Origin of the sequence: Marinobacter lipolyticus (genome assembly GCF_018424605.1) — a bacterium.
Lineage (GTDB): Bacteria > Pseudomonadota > Gammaproteobacteria > Pseudomonadales > Oleiphilaceae > Marinobacter > Marinobacter lipolyticus_B.
The window spans coordinates 58,852-85,268 of the sequence record NZ_QTKT01000004.1; the positions used below are offsets into that span (position 1 = coordinate 58,852).

A 26,417-nucleotide genomic window follows, 5' to 3' on the forward strand; every position below is an offset into this window, starting at 1 on the left:
TTACTGATCCCCCTGTGCGTTATCGTTGTCAGCCTGGAATGGCCGCCCAAGATGGTAGCCCATTGCACCGTCAACACCCAACCTGCGCAACACCTCGTGCTCGCCGGCGGTTTCGACACCGGTGGCGAACACCTTTACCCCGCGACTGTGCGCGATGGCCACCACCGACTCCAGATAAAAGGCGTTCTCTTCGTGGGTATCGATATCGTGTATGAAGCTGTAGTCGATACGAATCCCCTGGAATCTCAGATTCCTCAGGTAGCTGAAGGGCACGCCGCCAACCCCGAAACGATCCACCAACACCGCGACGCCCAGCCGGTTCAATCCGCGCACCAGCAATCCCACCGCGGTGCGGTGGTGATGAACCGTTTGCTCGGAAATACCGACCCACAAGCGCCCGCGCACGTCGCCGGCGTCTTCCAGCCGGCTGAGCAGTTGCGCCCGGGCGCTTTCGCTGGCGACCGAGGAGGCGCTCAGGGTCAGCGCCAGCTGCCCGTCCGCCCGACGCCGCAACAGGTGCAGCGCCTCTCGCAACACCAGCCGGTCAATGTCCTCAATCAACCCGAATCGCTCGGCGATGGGCACGAACACACTGGCTTTGAGCTCGCCCTCCTCGCTGACGATCCTCGAGAACACCTGGTGATAGACCAGATCGCCGCCGCCGTTAAACACCATCGGCTGCAACCACAGTGACACCTTCTCCTCGCGGATGGCCTCTTTGATGAGGGCGCGCCAGGTCTCGCGGTTGTGGTGGGCCTCACGTTCGGGATCGGCGGCATGACAACCACTGGCAGGACGGGCCTGGGCCTGGCGCAGGGCCTCATCCGCCGCCGCCATCAGTTCCCGCGCGCTCCGGTCCCCCAGCGCCGGGGCAACGCCGCCGTGCACCATGACGTCTACCGGCCTGGCGAGGTCCGCGTAGATGCCATCCAGCTCCTCCACCAGCTGATGACACCAGACAACGCCGTCCGCCTGGGTCACGCCCGGCAGGAAAATGGCAAACTCGCCCCCGGTGCGGCGACCGGCAAAGGCATCGGTATGGGCGCGTACGAACTGATCGATGGCGCTGGCAATTCTCAGCAGCAGCCGGTCTGCCTCACCGCGGCCGTGGGCCTGGTTGTACTCGGCAAAACCCGCAAGCTGAAGCAGAAACAAGACGCCGGGGGCCGCGCGCTCTTCCGACTCCACTTCCACTTTCAGCCGCTGATCGAACGCGCTGCGACTGGCCAGCCCGGTCACCGGGTCCTCGTTACTGACCCGGCGCAGATGCTGGATCAGTTTCGCCTGACCTTCGAACAGAACCCCCAGGTCGTCCGCCATCTGGTTCATCGCGCGGGTTACCTGGTTCAGATCCCGGGTGGAATTGACCTCAATACGCCGGCGGAAATCCCGCTGTCCCAGGGCCTCGGCCTGCTTCTCCATGGCTTTCAGGGGCCGCAGTGTGCGGCGCACGATCCAGAACAGCAACGACAACCCAAGGCCACCGATGACCAGCGCACCACCAATCATGCCGATCGCCGCGCGCCAGAGATCGCGGTAGGCCCGCCCGGGATCGCTGATCACCTCCACACGACCAAGACGCGACCACCCGCGGACCACTTCCGCCCGGCCTGCTGGCAGGGGCAGGTCCACCAGCGCCACGAACCAGTCCGGCACCCCGTCTGCCGAGATCGTGGTCCGCCGCCCGGCGATCTGCTGCCCCTGATGATCGAGATACTCCACCGACAGGTAGCGCCCGCTGTCGAACACGGAATCGATCAGCGAGGCCGCCGCCACCGCATCGCGTCCGTCGATGGCGTTGGACAGCGACAGGCCCACCGCCGTGGCACCGTCCCTCGCATGCCCCTCCAGCTGGTCGGACACGTAATCCCGGAAGCGGTCGAAACTGAACGCGAGACTGACCAAGAGGAGCAACAGCAGCAGGTTGCCGGTATACAGCAACAGCAGGGAACGAAGGGAAATCACACCCTTCTGGTAAAGCGGTAATGCGCGAGGTTGCATCCGTGCCATCAATGGCGGCCTCCGGGGCCCCTCTGGCCCTACACAGAATGGCTCAGCCGGGCCGGCGGTGTGACCTGCCCCGCAGAGTTGACAAACATTTACATAGCGTCACCTACGCCGACAACATTAAACACTATAGACTCTGCAAAAGGACTAATGTTGAAAAATCTGCCTGTAGCGGAGACGGGCGGAACATAACGAGAAAAAAGGCAGGCCGGAGCACAATGAACGACGAAAACCAGAAAGAAAAACTCAGACAGCACTTTGCCCGCCGCGTCACCACTCAGGCCCGGGTTGTACTCGACACCTGGCAGAAGATCCATGAAACCCCGCAACAGTCGGCCGCCTTTCGCGACGATTTCGCCACGGCCACCGACAAGCTGGTGCGCTACGCCCAGCGGTTCGACATGGCCAGCCATGCCGACGCCGGCCGCAAAATCCTTGAGCTGCTGAATCAATGGGCGGCGGGCGACAACCTGCCGGACGCTCTTGACCGGCAACTGCAGGACAACATTGAGCAGCTTTCCCGAAGCACCCTGCGACGCACCGATCAGGACACGCCGGAAGCGCCCCAGCAGTTTCGCCGCACCCCGGTGTATGTTGCCCTGGCCAACGAGGAGATGGCCGGAAGGCTAATCCGCCAGCTGGAGTTTTTCGGCTTCCGCGCCTCCGCCTTCGGCAATGCCGATCAGCTCATCGAGGCCTGTGCCCTGCACAAACCGGAAACCATCCTGATGGACGTCAACTTCGGCAACGGCACCAACGACGGTATTGCCACCATCGAGCGCCTGCAGGAACGACACGACACGGCCATCCCCATCATTTTCATGAGTGACGAGGATGGCTCCATCGAAACCCGTTTGCGGGCGTCGCGCTGCGGCGGTGAGGAATTTTTCTATCCGGCGGTCGATCCTGGCCAGCTGATCGAGAAAATCGAGAGCTACACCCACGGCAATACCGTTGAACCCTACAAGGTTCTGGTGCTGGACGATTCCCGCGCCCAGGCAAAGTTCATGGAAACGGTGCTGAAAAAAGCCGGCATGACCGCCCACATCATCACCGACCCGATGCAGATCATTCATGCGCTGGAGGAGTTCTCACCGGAGATCATCATCCTCGACATGTACATGCCCGGCTGTACCGGCATGGAGATCGCCCGGGTGATCCGCCAGCAGGACCGCTTCCACAGCGTGCCCATTATCTATCTCTCGGCGGAAGAGGACGTCAGCAAACAGCTTCACGCCATGAGTCTGGGCGGCGACGACTTCCTCACCAAACCGATCGATCCCAAGCACCTGATTGCCACTATTCACAACCGCGGGCGGCGCGCGCGCTCGCTGTTGGCACTGATGATCCGCGACAGCCTCACGGGGCTGTTCAACCACACCCATACGCTGCATCTGCTGGACCAGGAGATCGTGCGCGCGCGGCAGAAAAACCGGTCCCTGTGTTTCGCGATGATCGATATCGACTATTTCAAGAAGGTCAACGACACTTTTGGTCATCCGATCGGGGACCGCGTGCTGCGGAGCCTGTCCATGTTTCTCAAGCAGCGCCTGCGCAAGACCGACCATATCGGCCGCTATGGCGGCGAAGAGTTCGCCATCATTCTGCCGGACACCCGCGAAAGTGATGCCCGCAACGTGCTGAACGAGATTCGCGATCGTTTCTCGGAGCTGCTGCAACCAGCCGGCGACCGGGAATTTAACGTCACCTTCAGCTGCGGCGTGGCCGCCTGGAACGACGACAGCTCACAGGCCCTGTGCGAGCGGGCCGACCGCGCGCTCTACCGCTCCAAGGAACACGGTCGTAACTGCGTGACCGCCGCCAGCGACTGAGGTCGCCCTGCCCCCCATGCCCGGCCCGTCGCGGCCGGGCCTATGAAACCAACGTCTTATAGCGGTAGCCCCCTGCCTTCACGACAATGTCACCCAGTTACGGGACATTGCCACCGTGCGTGAAGCGGCACTTTTTTAGACCAATTGACGACATGCCACAATGTCAAAAAGTGTTGATTCCAGCGCAATTTGCACGCACGATTACTGGAAAATGTCGTTATATTCGGCGATCCTGTAAAAAACGCCAAGTCAGAGAAGCAATCATGTCGACAATCCTGGTCCTCCACGGTCCCAACCTGAACATGCTCGGAACCCGCGAGCCCGAGGTATACGGTTACGAGACCCTGGCGGACATCGACAAGCGGTTGCACAGCCGGGCCGCCGAAAGTGGCCACCACCTGCTGCACCTGCAATCGAACGCCGAGTATGAGTTGATCGAGCGCATCCACGAGGCGCGCAGCGAAGGCGTTGACTTCATCATTTTCAACCCGGCTGCGTTCACCCACACCAGCGTGGCCCTGCGTGATGCAATGCTGGCGTCGGGCATTCCGTTCATTGAGGTGCACCTGTCCAACGTGCATGCGCGGGAGGCCTTTCGCCATCACTCGTATTTTTCCGATATCGCCGAGGGCGTTATCTGCGGGCTCGGTAGTCAGGGCTACGACCTTGCCCTGACCGCGGCGCTGCAACGAATTCACCGATAGACCAGATAACAACGGGACCGGACACACTATGGATATTCGCAAAATCAAGAAGCTGATTGAACTGCTGGAGGAATCCGACGTCGAGGAACTGGAGATTCACGAGGGCGATGACTCCGTTCGCATCTCCCGCCGTCGTGAACAGGCCGCCGGCACCCAGTACCTGGCCCATTACCCGGCCATGGCTCCGGCGCCGCAGCAGGCGCCAGCGGCTGACAATCCGGGCGCCGCGGCCGGTGAAGGCGCCGCCCCGGCAGCACCAGCCGGACACACCCTCAATTCGCCCATGGTGGGCACCTTCTACCGCGCCCCGTCCCCCACGGCAAAAGCCTTTGTGGAGGTGGGTCAGAAAGTCAACGTTGGCGACGTGGTCTGCATCGTCGAAGCCATGAAGATGATGAACCAGATTGAAGCGGACAAGAGCGGCACGGTCACCGAGATCCTGGTGGAAAATGGCCAGCCGGTAGAGTTTGACCAGCCTCTGGTCGTCATTTCCTGAACTCGGTGATCCTACATCATGGCTATGCTAGAAAAAGTTCTGATCGCAAACCGGGGCGAGATCGCACTGCGCATCCTGCGGGCCTGTAAAGAGCTCGGCATCAAAACGGTTGCCATCCACTCCCAGGTGGACCGTGATCTGATGCACGTGCGCCTTGCCGACGAATCCGTCTGTATCGGCCCCAACAGCCCGACCGACAGCTACCTCAACATTCCGACCATCATCAGCGCGGCGGAAGTCACCGACTCGGTGGGCATCCATCCGGGTTACGGCTTCCTGGCGGAGAACGCCGATTTTGCCGAACAGGTCGAGAAAAGCGGATTTCGCTTCATCGGCCCCCGCGCGGAAACCATCCGCCTGATGGGCAACAAGGTGTCGGCCATCAACGCCATGATCAAAGCCGGGGTGCCGACGGTGCCCGGGTCCGACGGTCCGCTGACCGAGGACGACGAACGCACCTTGCGGATTGCCCGCGAAATCGGCTACCCGGTAATGATCAAGGCGGCGTCCGGCGGCGGCGGTCGCGGCATGCAGGTGGTGCACTCCGAGGCGGCCCTGCTCAAGGGTGTGCAGATTACCCAGAGCGAAGCCCGCAACGCCTTCGGCGACCCCACCGTCTATCTGGAAAAATTCCTGGAAACCCCGCGTCACGTGGAAGTCCAGGTACTGGCGGACATGCACGGCAACTGCATCCATCTGGGCGACCGCGACTGCTCCATGCAACGGCGCAACCAGAAGGTGATTGAGGAAGCCCCGGCCCCCAACATCAATCCCGAATCCCGCGCCCGCACCCTCAAGGCCTGCGTCGACGCCTGCAAGGAAATCGGCTATGTCGGCGCCGGCACGTTCGAATTCCTGTATCAGGACGGCGAGTTCTACTTCATCGAGATGAACACCCGGGTCCAGGTGGAGCATCCGGTGTCCGAGATGGTGACCGGCGTGGACATCGTGCGGGAGCAATTGCGCATTGCCAGCGGTCTGCCCCTGCAGTACACCCAGGACGACATCCGCATTTCCGGCCACGCCCTGGAATGCCGCATCAACGCCGAAGACCCCAAAACCTTTGTCCCCAGCCCGGGCAAGGTCAAGCACTTCCACGCCCCGGGCGGCAACGGCGTGCGGGTTGATTCGCACCTGTACAGCGGTTACACGGTGCCGCCCTATTACGATTCCCTGGTGGCTAAGCTGATCACCTGGGGCGACGATCGCGAGATCGCCCGGCGGCGCATGAAGAACGCCCTTGACGAGCTGGTTGTCGAAGGCATCAAAACCAATCAGTCCCTGCATCGGAAACTGGTACGCGATGGTGGCTTTAAACAGGTAGACTTCACCATCCATTACCTGGAAAAACTGATGCGGGATTGAACCAACCATGCCCTGGATACAACTACAGATCCCGGCTGATCCGGACAACGCCGATCAGCTGGAAGATCTGCTCATGGAGATGGGCGCCGAAGCCGTCTCCATGGAAGATGCAGCCGACCAGCCCCTGTACGAACCCGACCCCGGCACGACGCCACTGTGGCACCACACCAGTGTCACCGGTCTGTTCGATTCCGAACGCGACATCGAGCAGCTGTGCGCCGCCATCACCGACGCCTGGCACCAGCAGACCCAGCAGTCGCTACCAGGCATCGACGTTACCCTGGTCGAGGACAAGGACTGGGAGCGTGCCTGGATGGACGACTTCCAGCCACTGCAGTTCGGCGAGCGACTGTGGATCGTACCCAGCTGGCACGAGGCGCCGGACCCGGATGCGGCCAACCTGATGCTGGATCCGGGCCTGGCGTTCGGAACCGGCACCCACCCCACCACCGCGCTGTGCCTGCAATGGCTCGACGGTCAGGACGTGCAGGACAAGCAGGTGATCGATTACGGTTGCGGCTCGGGCATTCTCGGACTGGCCGCGCTGCTGCTCGGCGCCAGGCATGTGGTCGGCGTGGACACCGACCCCCAGGCGCTGGAAGCCAGCCGCGACAATGCCCAGCGTAACGGCGTTGAGGCCAGCCGGCTGGACCTTTACCTGCCGGAAAGCGAGCCCGACACCCGCGCCGACATCATGCTGGCCAACATCCTCGCCCAGCCGCTGATTGGACTGGCACCGCACCTGGCCGCCCGTGTCAAACCCGGCGGCGACCTGGTGCTGTCCGGCATCCTGTCCAACCAGGCCCGCGAAGTCATGGCCGCTTACGAACCCTGGTTCGTGATGGACGAGCCCGAACAGAAAGAAGAATGGATACGCCTCACAGGACGACGTAACGACAGGTGACGAATCCACTGTGACCGACTAAACTCCGTGACTCGTAGCGAAGTCGCTTTCAGGAACGAAGCATGACCCAAAGCAGCCTGCAGACCCGATGCCCAAAGTGCGACACCCGGTTCCGGGTAACGGACGAGCAACTCAGCATTGCCAAGGGCAAGGTGCGCTGCGGGAACTGTATGGAAGTGTTCAATGCCATCGATCATCAGGTGGCTTCCCCCGCCGCAGCGACCACGCCGCCACCGGATGCCCCGAAGCCGTCCGCCGACCCTGGCGCTGCCAGCGGGTTCTCGGCTGACGACGACTTTGTGTTCGCCGACAACCCCGAGGAAGATGCCGCTGAGGGCAAGTACGCCGGCAGCAGCCTGACCTTCTCCGACGACGAACTCAGCGACAGCTTCCGCTCCTTCGACGAGCGCGCGGGCGCCGACAGCCATCACGATGACGAACGTGAAAGCTCCGACATCGATGAGAGCTGGGCCGAGGCCATGCTGTCCGAGGATGACACCGCTCGCAGCGACAGCGCCCGCCCCGCCCGCCCGGCTCCCGAGCCGGACGCGCCGGTTGAGCCGGAACCCGAACACCAACCCGCCGATGACTCCGTACCGCCGAGGCAGACCGACACCGACGCCGGGCTGGCGCAGTCGTTTACTTCACCCGAGGATGCCCCCGCCGCCGAGCGGCCGGAGCCCTCGCCAGACATGGAAATGGAACCACACTCCCACGCGCAACCTGACGCCGGGCCGGCCGAGAACACCTTCGAGCCGGAGGAACCGCTCAACGCCCGCTTCCCCTACAGCGACCTAAGACGCGAGCCGGTGTCGGTCGGCGGTGGCTCCGGCGGCGGGCTGCGGCGTGCCCTGTGGACGCTGGTGGTACTGGCGCTGCTGGGCCTGCTGGTGGCCCAGGTCACCTGGTTCCAGTTTGATCGACTGTCCGCCATTCCCGAGCTGCGCCCGTTTTACGAGCAGGGCTGCGAGCTGGCCGGATGCGAGCTCAAGCCACTGATCGAAGTGGACGCCATTCAAAGCCGCAAGCTGGTGGTGCGCACCGACCCCGACAACCGGAGCCAATTGCTGGTGGAGGCGGTGATCATCAACCGTGCCGCGTTCGAGCAGCCGTTCCCGGCGATCGCCCTGACCTTCTCCAATCTCAACGGCGACGTGGTCGCCCAGAGTGTGTTCACCCCCGAGGAGTACGTGGCCGGCGAAGGCCGCGAACTGGCCGCCATGCCCACCAACACCCCGGTGAGGATCGCCATTGGTATCCGTGACCCGGGACGTGACGCCGTCAACTACAATATCGCTTTCCGCGAGCACAGCCGGTAAGCAAGCATTTACTCGTCAACGATGGCCGGCGGCCATCGAACAGACCAAAAGTCAACCAGAAAGCGCGAAAAATAATCAATTTTTTCGCTACCTTGCCTCTTCAATCGCTCGCCCCCCGACGGTATCATTAGCGCCCTTCGGTTCCGGATCGGTTACTTATTGAGCAATCGTTCCAGGCCGATCCTTGCTGAACCCGCTGTGACACGGACTGAAACCATGCTGCCGACGGCAAAAATCGGGCCGTACACCTTGCCCAACCCGCTGATCGTTGCCCCCATGGCGGGTGTAACCGATCGCCCGTTCCGGCTTCTGTGTCGGGATATGGGCGCGGGCCTGGCGGTGTCGGAGATGGTCATCGCAGACAGCAAACTGTGGCACACGCGTAAATCCAGATTCCGCATGAACCACACCGGCGAGCCGGAACCCCGTTCCGTCCAGATCGCCGGCGGCGATCCTGACATGCTGGCCAATGCCGCGCGGATGAACGCCGAGTTCGGCGCCCAGATCATCGACATCAACATGGGCTGCCCGGCGAAAAAAGTCTGCAACAAGGCCGCCGGCTCGGCGCTGATGAAAGACGAAAATCTGGTCAGGGAAATACTCGAGGCGGTGGTTGCCGCCGTCGACATACCGGTTACGCTGAAAATGCGTACCGGCTGGGACCGCGATCACCGCAACGCACCGCTGATCGCACGGATGGCGGAAGATGCCGGCATCCAGGCGCTGGCCATTCACGGTCGTACCCGGGCCGATGCCTATAAGGGTGAGGCGGAGTACGACACCATTGCCGAGGTGAAATCCCGGGTCGGCATACCGGTCTTCGCCAACGGTGACATCACCTCACCGCAGAAGGCAAAACAGGTGCTGGAGCATACCGGGGCTGACGGCCTGCTGATCGGCCGCGGCGCCCAGGGCAGGCCCTGGATCTTCCGGGAAATTCTGCATTTCCTCGAAACCGGCAAGCAACTTGCCGTGCCGCCGCTGGCGGAAGTGGAACAGATTCTGACCCGGCACCTTGACGCCCTCCACCGGTTCTACGGTGAAACCATGGGGGTGCGCATCGCCAGAAAGCACGTGGGCTGGTACCTGCAGTCCCACGATGACAACAAGCAGTTTCGCAAACGTTTCAACGCCCTGAATGAGGCGGCGGAGCAGAGAGACAGTATTCAACAGTACTTTGCAGGCTTACGAAATGGAGAGGTATTCGCAGCATGACCGCTGAGACTTTGGCAAATGAGAATATGAGTACATCGGCCAACGATGATATCCATCAGTTGCAGACAGTGAACAGCAGTGGCAACACCGTCACCCTGCGTGACAGCGTGGAAGTTGCCCTGAAGAACTATTTCGCCCAACTGGATGGTGCCCCCGTCACCGAGGTCTACCAGCTGGTACTCTCCGAGGTGGAAGCGCCGTTGCTGGAACAGGTAATGAAGTACACCCGCAACAACCAGACCAAGGCTTCCACCATGCTCGGACTGAATCGCGGCACACTTCGCAAGAAGCTCAAGCAGTACGGTCTGCTATAATCCAGACACCCCGAATAAACGAGGGCCTCCCGGACACCATTCGCGAGGCCCTCATTCGTTCATCTCCAGCAGAAATTATGTGACCCATGGCAAACCAGGCTAATACCCCCGTCCGTCGCGCGCTGATCAGCGTGTCTGATAAAACCGGCATCGTCGACTTTGGCCGTGCTCTGACCGAGCGCGGCGTAGAACTGCTCTCCACCGGAGGCACCTTTCGTCTGCTCCAGCAAAACAATGTTCCGGTCACCGAGGTCAGTGATTACACCGGTTTTCCGGAAATGATGGATGGCCGGGTGAAAACCCTGCATCCGAAAATTCACGGCGGCATTCTCGGCCGCCGCGGCACGGATGACACCGTGATGGGCGAGCACGGCATCAACCCCATCGACATGGTGGTGGTGAACCTGTACCCCTTCGAAGACACCGTGGCCAATCCGGACTGCGACCTGGCGACCGCCATCGAGAACATCGATATCGGTGGTCCCACCATGGTGCGCGCCGCCGCCAAGAACCATGACGACGTCGCGATTGTGGTCAATGCCGCCGACTACGGCAGGGTTCTCAAAGAGCTGGATGCCAATGACGGTGAGCTGGCCTACCACACCCGTTTTGACCTGGCGGTCAAAGCTTTCGAACACACGGCCGGGTACGACGGCGCCATCGCCAATTACCTGGGCGGGCGCACTCCGGATAATGACAACGCTGACTTCCCGCGTACCTTCAACGCCCAGTTCGTGAAAGTGCAGGATATGCGTTACGGGGAAAATCCTCATCAGCGCGCCGCTTTTTACGCCGAACGCAATCCGAAGGAAGCCTGCGTGGCAACGGCTAAACAGTTGCAGGGTAAAGAGCTGTCCTACAACAACGTGGCCGACACTGACGCCGCGCTGGAGTGCGTCAAACCTTTCGCAGACCCCGCCTGCGTGATCGTGAAGCACGCCAACCCGTGCGGTGTCGCCATCGGTGCCGACATCCGCCAGGCCTACGATCTGGCCTTCGCCACCGATCCCACCTCGGCGTTCGGCGGCATCATTGCCTTCAACCGCGAGCTCGATGCCGACACCGCCAAGGCGATCATCGACCGCCAGTTCGTGGAAGTGATCATCGCACCGACGGTGTCACCGGAAGCCGTGGACCTGGTGGCCGCGAAGAAGAACGTGCGTCTGCTGGCCTGCGGCGAGTTCAACGGTGAGCGCGCCAAGGCCCTCGACTACAAGCGGGTGACCGGCGGCTTGCTGGTTCAGGACCGCGACCTGGGCATGGTGGCGATGGAAGACGTGAAAGTGGTGACCGAGCGCCAGCCGTCCGAAGCTGAACTGAACGATCTGCTGTTCGCTTGGGAAGTGGCCAAGTATGTGAAGTCCAATGCCATCGTCTACGCCAAGGCCGGACGTACCATCGGCGTCGGCGCCGGCCAGATGAGCCGCGTCTACAGCGCCAAGATTGCCGGCATCAAGGCCGCCGATGAGAACCTGGAAGTCAAAGGCTCGGTGATGGCATCCGATGCCTTCTTCCCGTTCCGCGACGGCATCGACGCCGCTGCCCAGGCCGGTATTACCGCGGTCATTCAGCCCGGCGGCTCCATGCGCGACCAGGAAGTCATCGATGCCGCCAACGAGCATGGCATTGCCATGGTGTTTACCGGTATGCGCCACTTCCGGCACTAACAGGAGCAACCTATGAACATTCTCGTTATTGGCTCCGGCGGCCGTGAGCACGCGCTGGCCTGGAAAGCCGCCCAGTCTCCTGACGCTGACCGGGTGTTCGTTGCACCCGGTAATGCCGGCACAGCGCGCGAGCCCGGCCTGGAAAACGTCAACATCGACGTGATGGACCTCACTGGTCTGGCCGACTTCGCCGCCGCCAACCAAGTCGGCCTGACCATTGTCGGCCCCGAGGCGCCGCTGGTGGCAGGGATTGTCGATCAGTTTGAAGAGCGCGGCCTGCGCGTCTTCGGCCCCAGCGCCGGCGCGGCGCAGCTGGAAGGCTCCAAGGCGTTCACCAAGGATTTCCTGGCACGCCAGAAGATCCCTACCGCCGCCTACGGCAACTTCACCGACGTGGACGAAGCGCTGGCCTACGTGCGTCAGCAGGGCGCGCCCATTGTCGTGAAAGCCGACGGCCTGGCGGCCGGCAAGGGCGTGATCGTCGCCATGACGCTGGGCGAAGCCGAAGACGCCATCCGCGACATGCTTGCCGGTAATGCCTTCGGCGATGCCGGTAGCCGGGTGGTGATCGAGGAGTTCCTTGATGGCGAGGAAGCCAGCTTCATCGTCATGGTTGACGGCGAGCACGTGCTGCCCATGGCCACCTCCCAGGACCACAAACGCGTGGGGGATGGCGACACCGGCCCGAACACCGGCGGTATGGGCGCCTACTCGCCTGCACCGGTAGTCACCGCCGACGTTCACCAGCGCATCATGGACGAAGTGATCTATCCGACGGTGCGCGGCATGGCCGCCGAAGGCCATCCCTACAAGGGCTTCCTGTACGCCGGCCTGATGATCGACGGCAACGGCGCTCCCAAGGTGATCGAATTCAACTGCCGTTTTGGCGACCCGGAAACCCAGCCCATCATGCTGCGGATGAAATCGGATCTGGTGGCATTGTGCAGCGCCGCCATCGACGGCAAGCTGGATACCTGCACCTCCGACTGGGACGAGCGCGCGTCGGTGGGCATCGTGCTGGCCGCCGGCGGTTACCCCGGCAGCTATGGCAAGGGGGATGTCATCTCCGGCTTGCCGCAAACGGAAACCGAGGGCGAGAAGGTGTTCCACGCTGGCAGCCGGCTTGAAGGCGAACAGGTGGTCACCAACGGCGGTCGTGTGTTGTGTGCCACCGCCCTGGGTCAGACGGTAACCGAAGCCCAGCAACGGGCGTACCAGCTGGCTTCCGGCATCTGCTGGGACGGCGTGTTCTATCGCAAGGACATTGCCTATCGGGCCATCGCGCGGGAAAACACCTGACCAACGGAAACGGAGCCCGATTCAAGATGATACCCTCAAGCCGCCTGCCAGCCCTTGCCGTTCTGATCCTGACCGTGACCCTGGCAGGCTGCTCGCGCCAGGACGTCTACGACACCGCCATTGACTGGGAGCGTTCAGCCGCCGGGCTGCAGGCGGACCGGGCAACCGTGGCGGGCATGGACATCGCGTATCTTCGCAACGAGGAAACGGTTGCCGGAGATACCATCGTGATGATCCACGGCTTCGGCGCCAATAAGGATAACTGGACCCGTCTGGCGCGGGAGCTGACCGAAAGCTTCAACGTCTACGCCATCGACCTGCCCGGCCACGGCGACAGCAGCAAGGAGCTGGATCTCGGTTACCGTTTCGAGGATCAGGTGCAGCACCTTGCCCGCATCCTCGACAAGCTCGACATCGATCGCACCCACATGATGGGCAACTCCATGGGCGGCGCCATCACCGCACTTTACGCCGCAACCTTTCCGGACCAGGTAGCCTCCGCGGTGCTGCTTAACCCGGCCGGCATTTTCGATTACGAGAGCGAACTGGTGGACCTGGTGGTTGAGGGCGACAACCCGCTGATTCCAAAGGAACCCGGCGATTTCGACCGGCTGCTGGACTTTGCGCTCGAGAAACGCCCGTTCGTGCCCTGGCCGATTCTCGGTGTGATGGAACAAAAGGCCATAGCCAACCGGGAAGTCAACGAAGTGATCTTCGCCGCTATCCGCGACACCGGCTTCGAATCGGACTTCCGCAATGCCATCTCCGACATCAGCGCACCTGTGCTGGTGATCTGGGGCAAACAGGATCGGGTCATCAACTACCGCAACGCCGACAGCTTTGTCGCCGCCATTCCCCGGGCACAAAAGGTCATTCTGGACGACATCGGCCACGCGCCGATGGTGGAAGCCCCGGAAGAATCGGCCCGACTGTTTCGCGACTTCATTGCCGACCACCCCCTTTAACCCCGTTAACCCTTTTGCTGACTACAGGTTGAAGCCGAAAACCAGTAAGCTTTGGCGCAGCCCCTTTCGTTTGCCCGAGCCGCTCCATGCCTGAAGCCATCTGGATTACGTTTGCTTTCGGTCTTGGCCTGATTGTAAAAACAATCGGCCTGCCACCCCTTGTCGGCTACCTGGCCGCCGGTTTCGCACTGAGCGGACTGGCCACCACCACTGGCCTCGAGATCCAGGAAACCGCCGCACTCGCACACATTGCTCACCTCGGCGTGCTGTTACTGCTGTTCACCGTTGGCCTGAAGCTCAAGCTGCGTTCGATCATCAGCCCGGAAGTCATCGGCGGCAGCCTGCTGCATTTTGGCATCACCTGCGCGGTGTTTGCCCCCGGGCTTTACCTGGTGCTGGCACTGGACTGGACCACCGCCCTGCTGCTGGCCATTGCGTTATCGTTCTCCAGCACCGTGCTGGCGGCAAAGGTGCTGGAAAGCAAGCGGGAACTGCGCGCCTTCCATGGGCGAGTGGCCATCGGCATCCTGATCATGCAGGACCTGATCGCCCTGGTGGTCATGAGCCTCGCCGCGGGCAAGACGCCCTCGGAATGGGCGCTGCTGGTGTTTGGCCTACCCCTGCTGCGCCCCCTGCTTTTCCGGATGCTTGATGCCAGCGGGCATGACGAACTGCTGGTGCTGCTGGGCCTGCTGCTGGCACTGGTGGTCGGCGGCCTGGGGTTCGAGGCGGTGGGACTGAGCTCCGAACTGGGAGCGCTGATCTTCGGTGCCATGCTGGCCAATCATCCCCGCGCCCAGGAACTGGCGAAGTCCCTGTGGAGCGTTAAGGAAATGTTCCTGGTCGGTTTTTTCCTGCAGATCGGCATCGGCGGCCTGCCCGACCAGCAGGCGGTGATCTTTGCCGCGGTGGCCGCCCTGGTGTTGCCATTGAAAGGCATACTGTTCTTTTTCCTGCTGGTGCTCTTCCGCCTGCGGGCACGGAGCAGCTTCCTGACGTCGCTGTCGCTGACCAATTACAGCGAATTCGGCCTGATTGTCGCCAGCGTGGCGTTACCCCAATGGCTGGTACCGCTGGCCATTACCGTGTCACTGTCGTTCGTCATTTCTGCGCCGCTGAACCGGTTTGCCCACGGGCTTTACGAACGGTACAGCCGGAATCTGGTGCGTCACGAGCGGCAACAACGGCATCCCGACGAGCAACCGATTTCCCTTGGCGATACCCGTGTGCTGGTCATGGGCATGGGGCGCACCGGCACCGCCGCCTACGACTGGCTGCAACAGAAAGAAAGCTACGTGATGGGGCTGGATTCCGACCCGGCCAAGGCCGCCAAGCATCAGGCGGAAGGTCGGAACGTGGTGTTTGCCGACGCCGAGGACAACACCTTCTGGGAAGGGCTTCATATGCCCGATCTGCAATCGGTGATCCTGGCGATGAACGATATCGAGGGCAAGCTGATTGCCGCGCGCATGCTGCGCAAACTCGGCTTTAACGGCTACATCCTCGCCCACACCATGTACCGGGACGAGGCAGAGAAAATCCGGGACGCCGGCGCCGACGAGGCCTACCTGACCATGAGCGAGACCGGCGTGGCGCTGGCCAGCCATCTGCAGGAATACCTGGGCGAAGCACCCGGCCAGCCCCCCCCCAGGGGAACCGGCCATGCTTGATATTGACGAGTTCTCCCGCGGCAACATGACCCAGATGACGTCGCTCCACGAGGAACGGCTGGACATCGTGGCGAGCACCCTCAAGCGAACCGGGGCGCGGACGTTTCTCGACCTCGGCTGTGGCTCGGGTTCCCTGCTCTACCGCCTGGCCGCCCTTCCGGAGTTTGAACTGATTGTCGGCCTTGAGCAGTCCGGTGTTTCCATCCGGCAGGCCAGGCTCACCCTGGAACCCTGGCTGAGCACATCGCCGGATCGCATCCGGCTGGTCAGGGGCTCCTACACCGAGAGCAACCCGGCGCTGACGGGTTTCGACGCCGCCGCCATGGTGGAAACCATCGAACACGTTTATCCCGGCGAGCTGTCGAAAGTGGAAGTGGCGGTGTTCGGCGAATACCGCCCGGGGCTGCTGTTGATGACCACACCCAACCGGGAGTACAACCCGCTGTTCGGCCTGGTTGCCGGTGAATTCCGCGACGAAGACCACAAGTTCGAGTGGGACCGCACCAAATTCCGCCACTGGGCCCGGGGCGTTGCCAGTCGCAACGGCTACCGGGTGGAATTCGGCGGCATCGGGGAGCACCACCCGGAGCTGGGGCCACCGACCCAGACCGCCCTGTTCATCCGCCTTACCTGACTCAGCGGATACGGCGCCAGGCCGTCAGCTCGGCGATGGTATGCTGGAACTTCCGCCGGGTTTCCCGTATCACAAACGGAATGTCCATCGGCGCCTGCACTGGCTCGAAATGCCCGGACAGGATGTCCTTCATACCGTCCAGTACGGTGCGGGGCTGACCATTGTGCTCGAATCCCCCAATCCAGTTGGCGCGGGGCGTGAACTCCGCCATCAGGGTATACGGCGAGCTGATCACCAGGGTCCCGTTGTCTGCCAGCCGCCGGTGGATATCCGCCAGAAAGGCGCCGGGGTCTTGCAGGCGGTCTATCAGGTTACCGGCGAAAATCAGATCATAACCGGTGTGCTCCGGCCCCAGGTTGCAGGCGTCGCCGGTAGCAAACGACACGCGACTCGCTGCCCGGGTCAGGTTCAGTTCCTCCAGACTGACGGTCACCCGCTCACCCAGCTCACCTTCGTCGCGGCGAAAATAGTCGATGGCGCCGGCCTTGCGAAGGGTATTGGCGGCCTCGACAAAGCGCGTAGAGAGATCAACGCCGACCACCGCATCGAATATCCGGCCGAGCTCGAAGGTGGTGCGACCCACCGCACATCCCAGATCCAGCGCCTTGTGTTTGTCGCGCCCGGCCATCAGTTCCTGGCAGATACCGGCACAACGGGCGGGGTAGTTGCTCACCCCGAAATAATGATCGCCGAAATGGAACCCCAGGTACTGACTCAGCAGTTCGTCGGTTTCGTAAACGTTCATGGTGGTTCCTCAATGGCTGTCGGTTCAGGTGGCGGGGAGAGCGCAGCTGCGGAACCCCGTGTACACGTCGTTGCGCAACGGCAGATAGGCCTGCCGGTAGGTACCCCGTATCAGGCTCGATGAGGTGGCGCAGCTGCCACCGCGGGTGACCTTGTGATCGCCGAACTGCAGCGTGGACATGAAAGGATACATGTCGATACGAAAGCCATCGTAGGGGAAAAACTGGCTGCTGGTCCATTCCCAGACGCCCCCGATCATCTGGCGGCAACCGAAGGCGCTGTCGCCCGCCGGATAATCCCAGACCGGCTGCTGCGCCATGGCACGACCGTCCATGTCAGCGTGCTCTGGGGTGGGGCCCTCGTCCCCCCAGGGAAAGCGCCGGAAAGGCTCACCCGGACGGTTGCCCAGCGCCGCGACCTCCCATTCGTGTTCAGTGGGCAGCCGCCGCCCGGCCCAGGCGCACCAGGCCTCTGCCTCCCAGTAGCTGACGTGGGTGACCGGCGCATCCGGGTTGAGCGGCTGCCACCGGTCAAACACCCGCTCCTGCCACTGCTCGTCGTGCCAGCGCCAATACAGCGGGTGCTTCGGTACGGTCAGTACCGGCTCCCGGCAGCCGTGCACCAGGGCAACATCGGTTTCGGTCTGCAGCCATTTTCGGCCGCCGAACGACCAGAATTCTGTGCGACGGTAGCCGTCGTCTTCCACAAACGCCTGGAATTCCCGATTCGACACCGGCACCCGGGAAATGGCGAACGACGGCAGTTCCACCTCGAACCGCGGCTTCTCGTTGTCGAAGGCAAAATCACCGGTGGCGAACGCCGCGGACTCCCCAGGCATACCGATCAGCCAGCGGCCGGCCGGAACCACCGCATCCCCTGCAACGCCTTCTCCGGGCGCAGAACGCTCACCGGTCACCCCCGGCGGAGCGGGATAGCCGACGGTCTGCCGGCACCAGATCAGCGATTCAATGTGCATGTTCTGGTGAAAAATGGCGTAGCGGTAGAGGTAAAGATCCCTGTCGCTCAAGGGTGTCGTGGCGATGCGTTCCGCCATTCGCTCATAGATAGTATCGAAATAGGCGAGCGTTTCATCACGGCCGGGGAACAGGTCTCTCCGCCAGCGATCCCGATGGTCCACGTGGAAGGAATCCCACAGGTCGTCCATGGCGGGATTGTAGCTCGGCGTGCCGTCCAGCAGATTGAAGACAAACACTTCGTAGAAAAACGCGGCGTGGCCCATCTCCCACAGCGGCGGATTGACACCGGGGTGATAGGGCACCTCCAGACTGGCCTCCGGCAACGAGGTTATCAACGCCCGGGTGCGCTTTCGGGTGTGTTCCAGCTCTGTCAACAGGGTCGCCTTATCCACGCTGTCGTTCTCCACTAGTCACTCGTTCATCGGGAACTCGTTTAGTACGATAACAAACTGCCTCCCGGATGAGTGATCAACCGCCAGAAATTTTCGGCGGGCCGGGCCGTCGATGTTAAGAATGGCGGCCTATACCGTCGGCAAAATTTACAGATTTTTCCCGCCGGTTGCTCGCGAATTTTGCAACTCACTGAAAACAGGCCCGCTGAACCAAATGGCACATTCCGTGTATGTCGCTTGTGCGGAACGCTATCTCCGGGAGGCCCGTCATGAAGGAACAACGACCGCTTGTCTGGTTGTCTGCGGCTGACGTGAGAGAAGACCAGAAAGCTCTGCTGTCAGCGCAGTGGAAAATCCATCCTTTTGACATGACAGAACCTCCGCCGTTTACAACGGCCGTCGCCGGGCGCGCCAGGGTCGGCGTGCTGGACCTGAGTGTCTACCCTGATAACGGCACACCTTTTCTTGATCAATGGATAGAAGCGTTCCGGCTTTCTCACTGGGTGGGCATCCTTCCCGCCTCGCCCAGCGAGGACAGCCGCCTGGGCACCCTGATATCGCGGCACTGCACCGATTACCATCACCTGCCACTGGACGCCGAACGGCTCAACACAGTACTGGGGCACCTGTGGGGCATGTCCCAGCTGCACGCCCGCACTGATTTTGAATCCCACGACGGTTATCAGGAGTCTGCGCTGGAGGGCGCATCCGCGGTGATTCGTCAGACCAGAGCAATGTTAAGGCGGTTCGCGAAAACCCATGAGCCGGTGCTGATTTCCGGAGAGAACGGCACCGGCAAGGACGCTGCCGCACGCTTCATTCACCGCCACTCCACCCGCCGGACCCAGCCCTTTGTCACAGTCAATTGCGCGGCGCTGCCGCTGTCGTTGACCCAGAGTGAACTCTTCGGCCACGACAGCGACACCCTCGGCGTGACCACGAATGCCAGGCGCGGCCGCATCGAAGCGGCCGATGGCGGTACGCTGCTGCTGTCCGGTATTGACGAACTGCACCCGGAACAGCAGTCGGCGATTCTGCGCTTTCTCCAGGAAGGTCAGATCGAGCGGGTGGGCAGTGCCCGCCCTCACAGGGTGGACGTGCGGGTGATTGCCACCAGCGCCCGCCCCCTCAAGCAACTGGTCGAGACCGGCGAGTTCCGCAGCGATGTCTACTACCGGCTTGGCAGCCTGGAAGTGCAGCTGCCGCCCTTGCGGGAACGGCCGGAAGACATTCCGGTTATTGCCAACCAGATTCTGGCGATGACCCATTCCACCTTCGGTGCCCGCAAGCTGAGTACGCCGGCACTGCAGAGCCTGGCCCAGTATCACTGGCCCGGCAACCTGCGAGAACTGCAGAACCGCTTGCGCCAGGCCATGCTGCTGAGCGAATCGGCGATGATCGAGCCGGCGGATCTCGGCCTTGCCGAACTGGGCATGGCCGCCCCCGGTCAATCCGGGCTCAGCCTCGAGGCCTTTCGCGCCCGGGCGGACCAGCAGGCCCTGTCCTGCAGCCTGGCGCTGTCTCACCAGAACGTCACGGCGGCGGCGCGGATTCTCAAGATTTCACGGGTGTCGTTCTACCGGCTGATGGACAAGTACGACCCCCATCACACCCGTTCGCCAGGCGGCAAACACCATCGCAGCCACCCGTGACCCGGTAACGAAAAAACCCCGCACAGGGCGGGGTTTTTTTCGGGTCGGGGAAGGCCTCAGGCCTTACCCCTGGACAACGAACCGTTGGCTTAGCCGAACTGGTTCATGGTGTTGTCTTTACCACCGGCTTTCAGAGCCGCTTCACCAGCGAAGAATTCCTTGTGGTCGTCACCGATGTTGGAACCAGCCATATCCTGGTGCTTAACAGTGGCGATGCCCTGACGGATTTCTTTACGCTGTACGCCTGCCACGTAGGCCAGCATGCCTTCGTCACCGAAGTAGCCCTTGGCCAGGTTGTCCGTGGACAGAGCCGCAGTGTGGTAGGTCGGCAGAGTGATCAGGTGGTGGAAGATACCCGCTTCGCGTGAACCGTCACGCTGGAAGTTACGGCACCACTCGTCAGCCAGCTGACCCAGCTCGGTGTTGTCGTACTCTTCGCTCATCAGCTTGGCGCGGTCGTAGGCGGATACGTCCTTGCCTTCTTCCTGCCATGCGTCGAATACCTGCTGACGGAAGTTCAGGGTCCAGTTGAAGGACGGGCTGTTGTTGTAAACCAGCTTGGCGTCGGGTACCACTTCCTTGATGCGGTTAACCATGGCCGCGATCTGACCAACGTGCGGCTTCTCGGTTTCGATCCACAGCAGGTCAGCGCCATTCTGCAGGCTGGTGATACAGTCCAGAACCACACGGTCTTCGCCAGTGCCGGCCTTGAACTGGAACAGGCCAGAAGCCAGACGCTTCGGACGAACCAGCTGACCGTTCTGCTTGATTACAACGTCGCCGTTGTTGATGTCTTCGGCCTTCTCGATGACTTCGCCATCGATGAAGCTGTTGTACTGGTCACCCAGATCGCCCGGCTCGTTGGTCACGGCAATCTTCTGGGTCAGGCCAGCGCCCAGGGAGTCGGTACGGGCAACGATGACACCGTCGTCAATACCCAGCTCCAGGAACGCCAGACGAACAGCGTTGATCTTGGACAGGAAGTCGGCGTGAGGAACGGTTACCTTGCCGTCCTGGTGACCACACTGCTTCTCGTCAGACACCTGGTTTTCGATCTGGATGCAGCAAGCACCGGCTTCGATCATCTGCTTGGCCAGCAGGTAGGTCGCTTCGGCGTTACCGAAACCAGCGTCGATGTCGGCAATGATCGGTACAACGTGAGTTTCGTGGTTGTCGATCTGCTTGATCAGCTCTTCCGCCTTGGCATTGTCGCCAGCGTTCTCAGCTTCTTCCAGGGCACGGAACAGGTGGTTCAGTTCCCACGCGTCAGCCTGACGCAGGAAGGTGTACAGCTCTTCGATCAGACCGGATACGGCAGTCTTCTCGTGCATGGACTGGTCAGGCAGCGGACCGAACTCGGAACGCAGGGCCGCAACCATCCAGCCAGACAGGTACAGGTAACGACGCTTGGTGCTACCGAAGTGCTTCTTGATAGACAGCATCTTCTGCTGACCGATGAACCCGTGCCAGCAGCCCAGGGACTGGGTGTACTGGGAGGTGTCGTTGTCGTAGTTCGCCATGTCTTCACGCATGATCTTTGCGGTGTACTTGGCGATGTCCAGACCGGTCTTGAATTTGTTCTGGGCGCGCATGCGGGCCGCGTGCTTCGGGTTGATGGCGTTCCAGGTCGGGTTTTGCTTCAGAATGGAAGCAATGGCGTCAACGTCTTTTGCGTATGGCATGATCTCAGTCCTGTGCTCTAAGGTTTGAGGTGCGCTTCATCAGAAGCAGAAAGTCTACTCCGGCGAGCCGGCAGCCCGATCAAAAAATGTTCAGGTCCACCGACGATGGGGGCTACTTTAGTGCCTTTGATTTTATAATTGAAATTTATATTATCTATTCTCGGCATTTTTTTGATGAATACCAAGAGGGCACGCTATCGGGCGGCAGCAACGTACAGTGAACCCACGCTGGTTCCGCTGCCTGCCACCACCGTTCAGGTATGCGCCATCACCACCAGCCGGTCGCCTGGCTGTAGCTCGAGAATGGTATCGCGGGGTGGATTCATCAACAGATGGCGGCCGCGCTCGTCAGCCTGCTGGCGGAACACTCCCAGCGCCAGTTCACCTTCCGCCGCCAGCGCCTTTTCCAGCAGCCTGAAATCGGCACTGGCGGGCAGCGGGTAGTCCTGCGGATCACGGAACTGAAGTTCCGCGCCGCCACAGGTAAACAGTTCGTCCAGCACCACCCGCAGCTCCCGCCGCAGCGCCACCTGGGCCAGCACGTGGCTGAGAATCATCGGGCTGATCAGCATCTCGCTCTGGTGGCCGTATAACAGGTGGCGGTTGTCGGGATCACTGAGCTCCATGATCAGTTGCGGCCGTCGGCTGCCTTCCGCCAGCAGATCCTCCAGCAGCAGGTAACCGACCATGGCGCGGGCGTCGGCCTCTTCCCCCGAGGCGAGGCGGTCACTGCTGAGCAGGATCACCGCGTCGTAATCCGCCGGTCGCACCTTGCGCAGCTCGTCCTCGACCATGTAATCGGCTTCGATGTGACGGCAGGTGACCTCGTGGTGTTCGTGGATATAGCGGGTGATGTCACGTTCGCGCTCGCTCGCGGACACCACCGACACAATGTCGATATGAAACTGCTGGTCGCCGTAGCTGCCAAATTCTGCAATCAGACTGGGCACCCGCCGGTTCCAGCCCAGCACCAGAATGGTTCGGGGTTGCTCCGCCGGCTTGCGCTGATGCTTGCGCGGCTCACCCCGGGTGATCGTGGACAGCGCCGGCAGTTTGGGCGACGCCTCGGTTTCCGCATAGTCCCGCGCCAGCATAATGACACGGTCCGCCATCTCGATCGGGGCGTCCGACGGTGCCCCGAGTCTCACGTCCCAGCCTCGCTCGCGCGGTTTCAGAATACCCAGCACGATGGCATTGGGCCGCTCGGCCCCCAGTTCGCCCAGGGTCATGCCTGCCACGCTGTCGCCGCCACGGACGTAGATTTCGTTGCCCTCGCCCGCGGTCAGCAATTCATTGTAGATTTCCGACAGCCCCGGATGCAGCACATTCTGCACCATCAGCCGGCTGATGGTAGCATCGCCGCCCACCACTTCCACTTCGCCGGGGTAGGCCCGCTCGATCACCGGGTGCTTGCGGATATCCTGGATTTCCGCCACCACAAACGGCAGCGGCGCACGCAGGTGGCGCGCCTGGGCCGCGATGGATAACAGCGCCTTGACCGTTTCCACGTCAGACGTCACCAGACTACCCGCTTCGTGGGCGGCACTGGGCACAATCACTGCCGCGGCATCCAGGCAGGCCACCCGGTGCAGCGCGTCAGGCTGGATGGCCATGCCCGCACGCAGGATAACCTGGCGGGCCTTGCGGCCAATCCCCGGTTCACTGCGCAGTTCGTGGACCTGTTCAGCCGAGGCATTTTCTGACAACACCACCAGATTCAGGCGCTGGGTGTCGTGCTTCTCAAGGAAACGACGCATGCGGCCCGAGGAGCCCAGCAGTTCCGACAGCAAAGGCAGCGTCTGGCTGGTCCAGCCAAGCACCACAATGTGATTTTTGAGGGTGACCGGGGTAAGCCCCCTCTCCAGGGCACCCATCTTAGCGATCAGCCAGCGGGTGAGGATGGCCACCAGCGTGCCCATGAACACCACGTAGCCGCTGATGGTCAGCAAGGTGGAGACCAACCGCTGCCAGGTGCCCACGTCGTCCCCCAGGTAGCCGGGGTCGGTCAACCGCAGGAAGGCCCACCAGATGGCCGAACCCACGCCTTCAAACGCGCCTTCCTGGGGCACGACAAGCAGTCCGCCCAGCAACGAGATCAGCCCGATAAAGCCGCCCACGACCAGCAACTGAAACCCGGCGCCCTTGACCAGCTGGCGCTCTACAATGAATTTGACACGATCGATAATCCGGAATGGCAACATGCGGGTTCCCTTTGCGCTTCACTGCGAATTAGCCGTAGCATACCGTAATAACACCGGTTAAGGCCCTGTACATGATGAACAGGTTCCCTCTCCATCATTCACCCATGGCGATGGCCGCGCTGGCGCTTATGCTCGCCATACCCTGTGGCTCCTGGGCCGGTAGCGCGCACCTGCCCCAGCCCTGGCGCCAGGAAGCGGTTGTCGAGGGTCGCGACGAAACCTACAACACCGAACGTTTCCTGCATTTGCTCACCTTTCGCCACAGCGAGCCAATGCCCGGCCCGCTCGACAACGGCATTCGCGGCACCGGCGGCAGCGTCAGCAGCCGACGCCTTTACCTCGATTTCCGCTTTCGCCAGGACTTCGGTTTCAATGACGACCGCCAGAGATTTCTGCTCGACATCCAGCGCGGGGAGGATCTCGACGGCGCCTACCAGCGCCAGCTGGTCGGGTTCCGCCACAACCTCACCAGCGATACTGAACTGTGGCTGCAGGGCGATATGTTCTCCGACAAATCGCAATCCGACATCTATTTCAGTGCGCGCCACTATCTGGACCGCAACCACTGGCTGCACGGCAGCTGGATACTGCCCGATGCCTATTTCAACGATAAAACCGAGTCCGGTGACGAGTTCATCCGCCAACCCCACAGCTTTTTCGTCCAGTGGCACGTAGGTCACCGAACGGCCCGCCCCGCACTGGGCACCACCGTGTCCATGACCTTCTCACCGACGTCGGAACTGGACAGCCGCACGGAAAACCTGACGGTGGAGAACGAGACCCTGAAAGCCGCCCTTACCCACCGCCAGCTCACGGCACACCTGGTCTGGCAGGTAGAGCTCACTGGCGAACGTACCCGCCGGCAGTACCAACTCGGCGGCCCGGAGCTGAGCGGGCCGATCGGGTTTGACCGCGACTACCTTATGTTCGACGCTCAGGTCACCGACGCAAGGCGCCGCTGGCAGCCCAGTCTCGGCATCGCCTATCTGGCGCTTGATGAGGCCGGCTTTTTCGGTCGCGCGCTGAACGATGTGGGCACTGTGAGCCGCAGGGAGCCGACCATCTACGCCGACCTGACCCTGCCGCTGTCGGCCCGGACCTCACTGAGCCCGGGGCTTTACCTGAGCAAACCCGATATAGACGAGGACTACCTGAGACATCGTGACCGCCGGGCAAACGAATTCACCAGCAAGCTGGCCCTGCCCTTCAAGACGATACTGTCGGAAGAGGACGGGGCGATACTCACGTTGAACCCCACCTTTCATCTGCATCAGTTCGGGTTCGGCGGCGGCAATCTGCAGCTGCACTGGCCGATGTGAAACGTCCAGACCAATCCATCCGCTTCGGGCATCGTAAGGGCTTCCATGATCATTGACACAGCAACCTCCACCCTATTGATCTGCGTTTTTCTGGCCGGGTGCGCCACTGCGCCGGCCACCCGGCAATCGGTGCAGCCCCCGCAGACCCAGTACGATGCCATTCTCACCAGCCAGAGTGGCTCCCAACTCTCCATCAACCAACTCGCCCGCGAACTGGCCTCTGCCGACGTGGTGGTGATTGGCGAATACCATGGCCATCACGGCGCGCACCTGCTGCAATCGCTGCTACAATCGGCACTGTATCAACAGCGCCCGCAACAAGTGCTGACCATGGAGCAGTTCAGCGTTGATGAGCAGCCGGAGATCGAACGTTACCTCGCCGGGACTACCGGCGAAGCCGAACTGATCGCCGACACCGACGCCTGGCCGAATTACACCGCCTCCTACCGTCCGCTGGTGGAGTTCGCCAGAACCCATGACCTACCCGTGATCGCCGCCAACGCACCCGCCAGCACCGTTCGCTGTGTCGGACGTCAGGGGCCGGAGTACCTGGACCGGCTCAGCGCCGGCGAGCGCAAGCGGCTTGCAGACAACGCCTTCGCCGACACCCCGGCATACCGCGAGAAATTCTTCGCCGTGATGACAGCTGGGCACGGCGGCGCCGGCACCAATGCGCGCCTGGAGAATACCTATCGCGCCCAGCTGCTGCGGGACAACACCATGGCCGCGCAGGTCATCCGGGCGCTGCAAGCCTATCCCGGGCACCAGGTGATCCACGTCACCGGCACCTTTCATGCGGAGGAGCGGCTGGGCATGGTGGCGGCGTTGGAAACACGACGCCCCGAACTGGACGTGGCAGTGATCAGCCCGGTGTTCTGGCAAAACGATGACACCCTTCCCGACCTGACCCGGGACAACCGCAGCAAAGGGGATTTTCTCTATTTCCTGCAACCGTTACCCGAGGAGTACAAGGACCAGGATCGCCACCGGGAGGCGCTGATGCAGCGCTTCCACAACGCCACCGAAACCACCTGCGACTGACGCTGCAACACCGGATCT

Annotated in this window: 21 protein-coding genes; 16 read left to right on the plus strand and 5 right to left on the minus strand. The window is 61.9% G+C overall.

The features are described from left to right. The gene (locus DYI22_RS07190; RefSeq protein WP_416234563.1) at positions 1–2,010 is read right to left on the minus strand and encodes an EAL domain-containing protein; all 2,010 of its coding nucleotides are present in this window, start codon (positions 2,008–2,010) and stop codon (positions 1–3) included. Positions 2,011–2,225: 215 nt separating this feature from the next. Here DYI22_RS07190 and DYI22_RS07195 point away from each other — a divergent pair, with 215 nt between their 5' ends. The 13 genes from DYI22_RS07195 (at position 2,226) to DYI22_RS07255 (ending at position 16,391) form a co-directional block, all read left to right on the plus strand. Continuing rightward, positions 2,226–3,839 (plus strand): diguanylate cyclase, encoded by a 1,614-nt coding sequence (locus DYI22_RS07195; RefSeq protein ID WP_213477385.1) that lies wholly within the window; start codon positions 2,226–2,228, stop codon positions 3,837–3,839. Positions 3,840–4,102: 263 nt separating this feature from the next. Beyond that, entirely contained in the window at positions 4,103–4,543 is a 441-nt protein-coding gene (gene aroQ, locus DYI22_RS07200) for a type II 3-dehydroquinate dehydratase (protein ID WP_213477386.1), read from the plus strand. A 28-nt stretch (positions 4,544–4,571) separates the two neighbouring features. Then, a complete protein-coding gene (gene accB, locus DYI22_RS07205) occupies positions 4,572–5,039 on the plus strand; it encodes an acetyl-CoA carboxylase biotin carboxyl carrier protein (RefSeq protein ID WP_213477387.1) in 468 nt (155 codons plus the stop codon). An 18-nt stretch (positions 5,040–5,057) separates the two neighbouring features. Continuing rightward, a complete protein-coding gene (gene accC, locus DYI22_RS07210; RefSeq protein ID WP_213477388.1) occupies positions 5,058–6,404 on the plus strand; it encodes an acetyl-CoA carboxylase biotin carboxylase subunit in 1,347 nt (448 codons plus the stop codon). A 7-nt stretch (positions 6,405–6,411) separates the two neighbouring features. Then, positions 6,412–7,308, plus strand: coding sequence for a 50S ribosomal protein L11 methyltransferase (gene prmA, locus DYI22_RS07215; protein WP_213477389.1), 897 nt, complete (start codon positions 6,412–6,414; stop codon positions 7,306–7,308). Positions 7,309–7,370: 62 nt separating this feature from the next. Continuing rightward, positions 7,371–8,627 carry a DUF3426 domain-containing protein gene (locus DYI22_RS07220; RefSeq protein WP_213477390.1) on the plus strand — a complete coding sequence of 419 codons (1,257 nt, stop codon included), beginning with the start codon at positions 7,371–7,373 and terminating at the stop codon, positions 8,625–8,627. Positions 8,628–8,846: 219 nt separating this feature from the next. Next, the gene (gene dusB / locus DYI22_RS07225) at positions 8,847–9,842 is read left to right on the plus strand and encodes a tRNA dihydrouridine synthase DusB (protein ID WP_228300902.1); all 996 of its coding nucleotides are present in this window, start codon (positions 8,847–8,849) and stop codon (positions 9,840–9,842) included. Further along, the gene (gene fis, locus DYI22_RS07230; protein ID WP_213477392.1) at positions 9,839–10,156 is read left to right on the plus strand and encodes a DNA-binding transcriptional regulator Fis; all 318 of its coding nucleotides are present in this window, start codon (positions 9,839–9,841) and stop codon (positions 10,154–10,156) included. The genes dusB and fis overlap by 4 nt, the downstream gene beginning before the upstream one ends. 86 nt (positions 10,157–10,242) lie before the next feature. Next, a complete protein-coding gene (gene purH, locus DYI22_RS07235) occupies positions 10,243–11,823 on the plus strand; it encodes a bifunctional phosphoribosylaminoimidazolecarboxamide formyltransferase/IMP cyclohydrolase (protein ID WP_213477393.1) in 1,581 nt (526 codons plus the stop codon). Between the two features lie 12 nt (positions 11,824–11,835). Beyond that, positions 11,836–13,122: a phosphoribosylamine--glycine ligase gene (gene purD, locus DYI22_RS07240; RefSeq protein ID WP_213477394.1), complete on the plus strand. Its 1,287-nt coding sequence runs from the start codon at positions 11,836–11,838 to the stop codon at positions 13,120–13,122. 26 nt (positions 13,123–13,148) lie between these two features. Further along, a complete protein-coding gene (locus DYI22_RS07245) occupies positions 13,149–14,087 on the plus strand; it encodes an alpha/beta fold hydrolase (RefSeq protein WP_213477395.1) in 939 nt (312 codons plus the stop codon). An 86-nt stretch (positions 14,088–14,173) separates the two neighbouring features. Further along, the gene (locus DYI22_RS07250; RefSeq protein WP_213477396.1) at positions 14,174–15,757 is read left to right on the plus strand and encodes a cation:proton antiporter family protein; all 1,584 of its coding nucleotides are present in this window, start codon (positions 14,174–14,176) and stop codon (positions 15,755–15,757) included. Continuing rightward, positions 15,750–16,391 (plus strand): methyltransferase, encoded by a 642-nt coding sequence (locus DYI22_RS07255; RefSeq protein WP_213477397.1) that lies wholly within the window; start codon positions 15,750–15,752, stop codon positions 16,389–16,391. The genes DYI22_RS07250 and DYI22_RS07255 overlap by 8 nt, the downstream gene beginning before the upstream one ends. Before the next feature lies 1 nt (position 16,392). Here the strand turns inward: DYI22_RS07255 and DYI22_RS07260 are convergent, their stop codons facing one another. Together DYI22_RS07260 and senA are read right to left on the minus strand one after the other, a co-directional pair. After that, a complete protein-coding gene (locus tag DYI22_RS07260) occupies positions 16,393–17,136 on the minus strand; it encodes a putative 4-mercaptohistidine N1-methyltransferase (protein WP_213477398.1) in 744 nt (247 codons plus the stop codon). Positions 17,137–17,160: 24 nt separating this feature from the next. Further along, on the minus strand, positions 17,161–18,519 hold the full coding sequence (gene senA, locus DYI22_RS07265) for a selenoneine synthase SenA (protein WP_323132889.1): 1,359 nt from the start codon (positions 18,517–18,519) through the stop codon (positions 17,161–17,163). Between the two features lie 254 nt (positions 18,520–18,773). Here senA and DYI22_RS07270 point away from each other — a divergent pair, with 254 nt between their 5' ends. After that, positions 18,774–20,156 carry a sigma-54-dependent transcriptional regulator gene (locus DYI22_RS07270; RefSeq protein ID WP_213477399.1) on the plus strand — a complete coding sequence of 461 codons (1,383 nt, stop codon included), beginning with the start codon at positions 18,774–18,776 and terminating at the stop codon, positions 20,154–20,156. Between the two features lie 89 nt (positions 20,157–20,245). Here the strand turns inward: DYI22_RS07270 and DYI22_RS07275 are convergent, their stop codons facing one another. Together DYI22_RS07275 and DYI22_RS07280 are read right to left on the minus strand one after the other, a co-directional pair. Then, positions 20,246–21,838, minus strand: coding sequence for an isocitrate lyase (locus DYI22_RS07275; RefSeq protein WP_213477400.1), 1,593 nt, complete (start codon positions 21,836–21,838; stop codon positions 20,246–20,248). Positions 21,839–22,092: 254 nt separating this feature from the next. After that, positions 22,093–24,039 (minus strand): CASTOR/POLLUX-related putative ion channel, encoded by a 1,947-nt coding sequence (locus DYI22_RS07280; RefSeq protein ID WP_213477401.1) that lies wholly within the window; start codon positions 24,037–24,039, stop codon positions 22,093–22,095. Positions 24,040–24,110: 71 nt separating this feature from the next. On the opposite strand from DYI22_RS07280, the gene DYI22_RS07285 reads away from it, so the two are divergent. Beyond that, positions 24,111–25,358 (plus strand): hypothetical protein, encoded by a 1,248-nt coding sequence (locus DYI22_RS07285; RefSeq protein WP_213477402.1) that lies wholly within the window; start codon positions 24,111–24,113, stop codon positions 25,356–25,358. Positions 25,359–25,403: 45 nt separating this feature from the next. Further along, a complete protein-coding gene (locus DYI22_RS07290; RefSeq protein ID WP_213477403.1) occupies positions 25,404–26,399 on the plus strand; it encodes a ChaN family lipoprotein in 996 nt (331 codons plus the stop codon). The last annotated feature ends 18 nt before the right edge of the window (positions 26,400–26,417 follow it).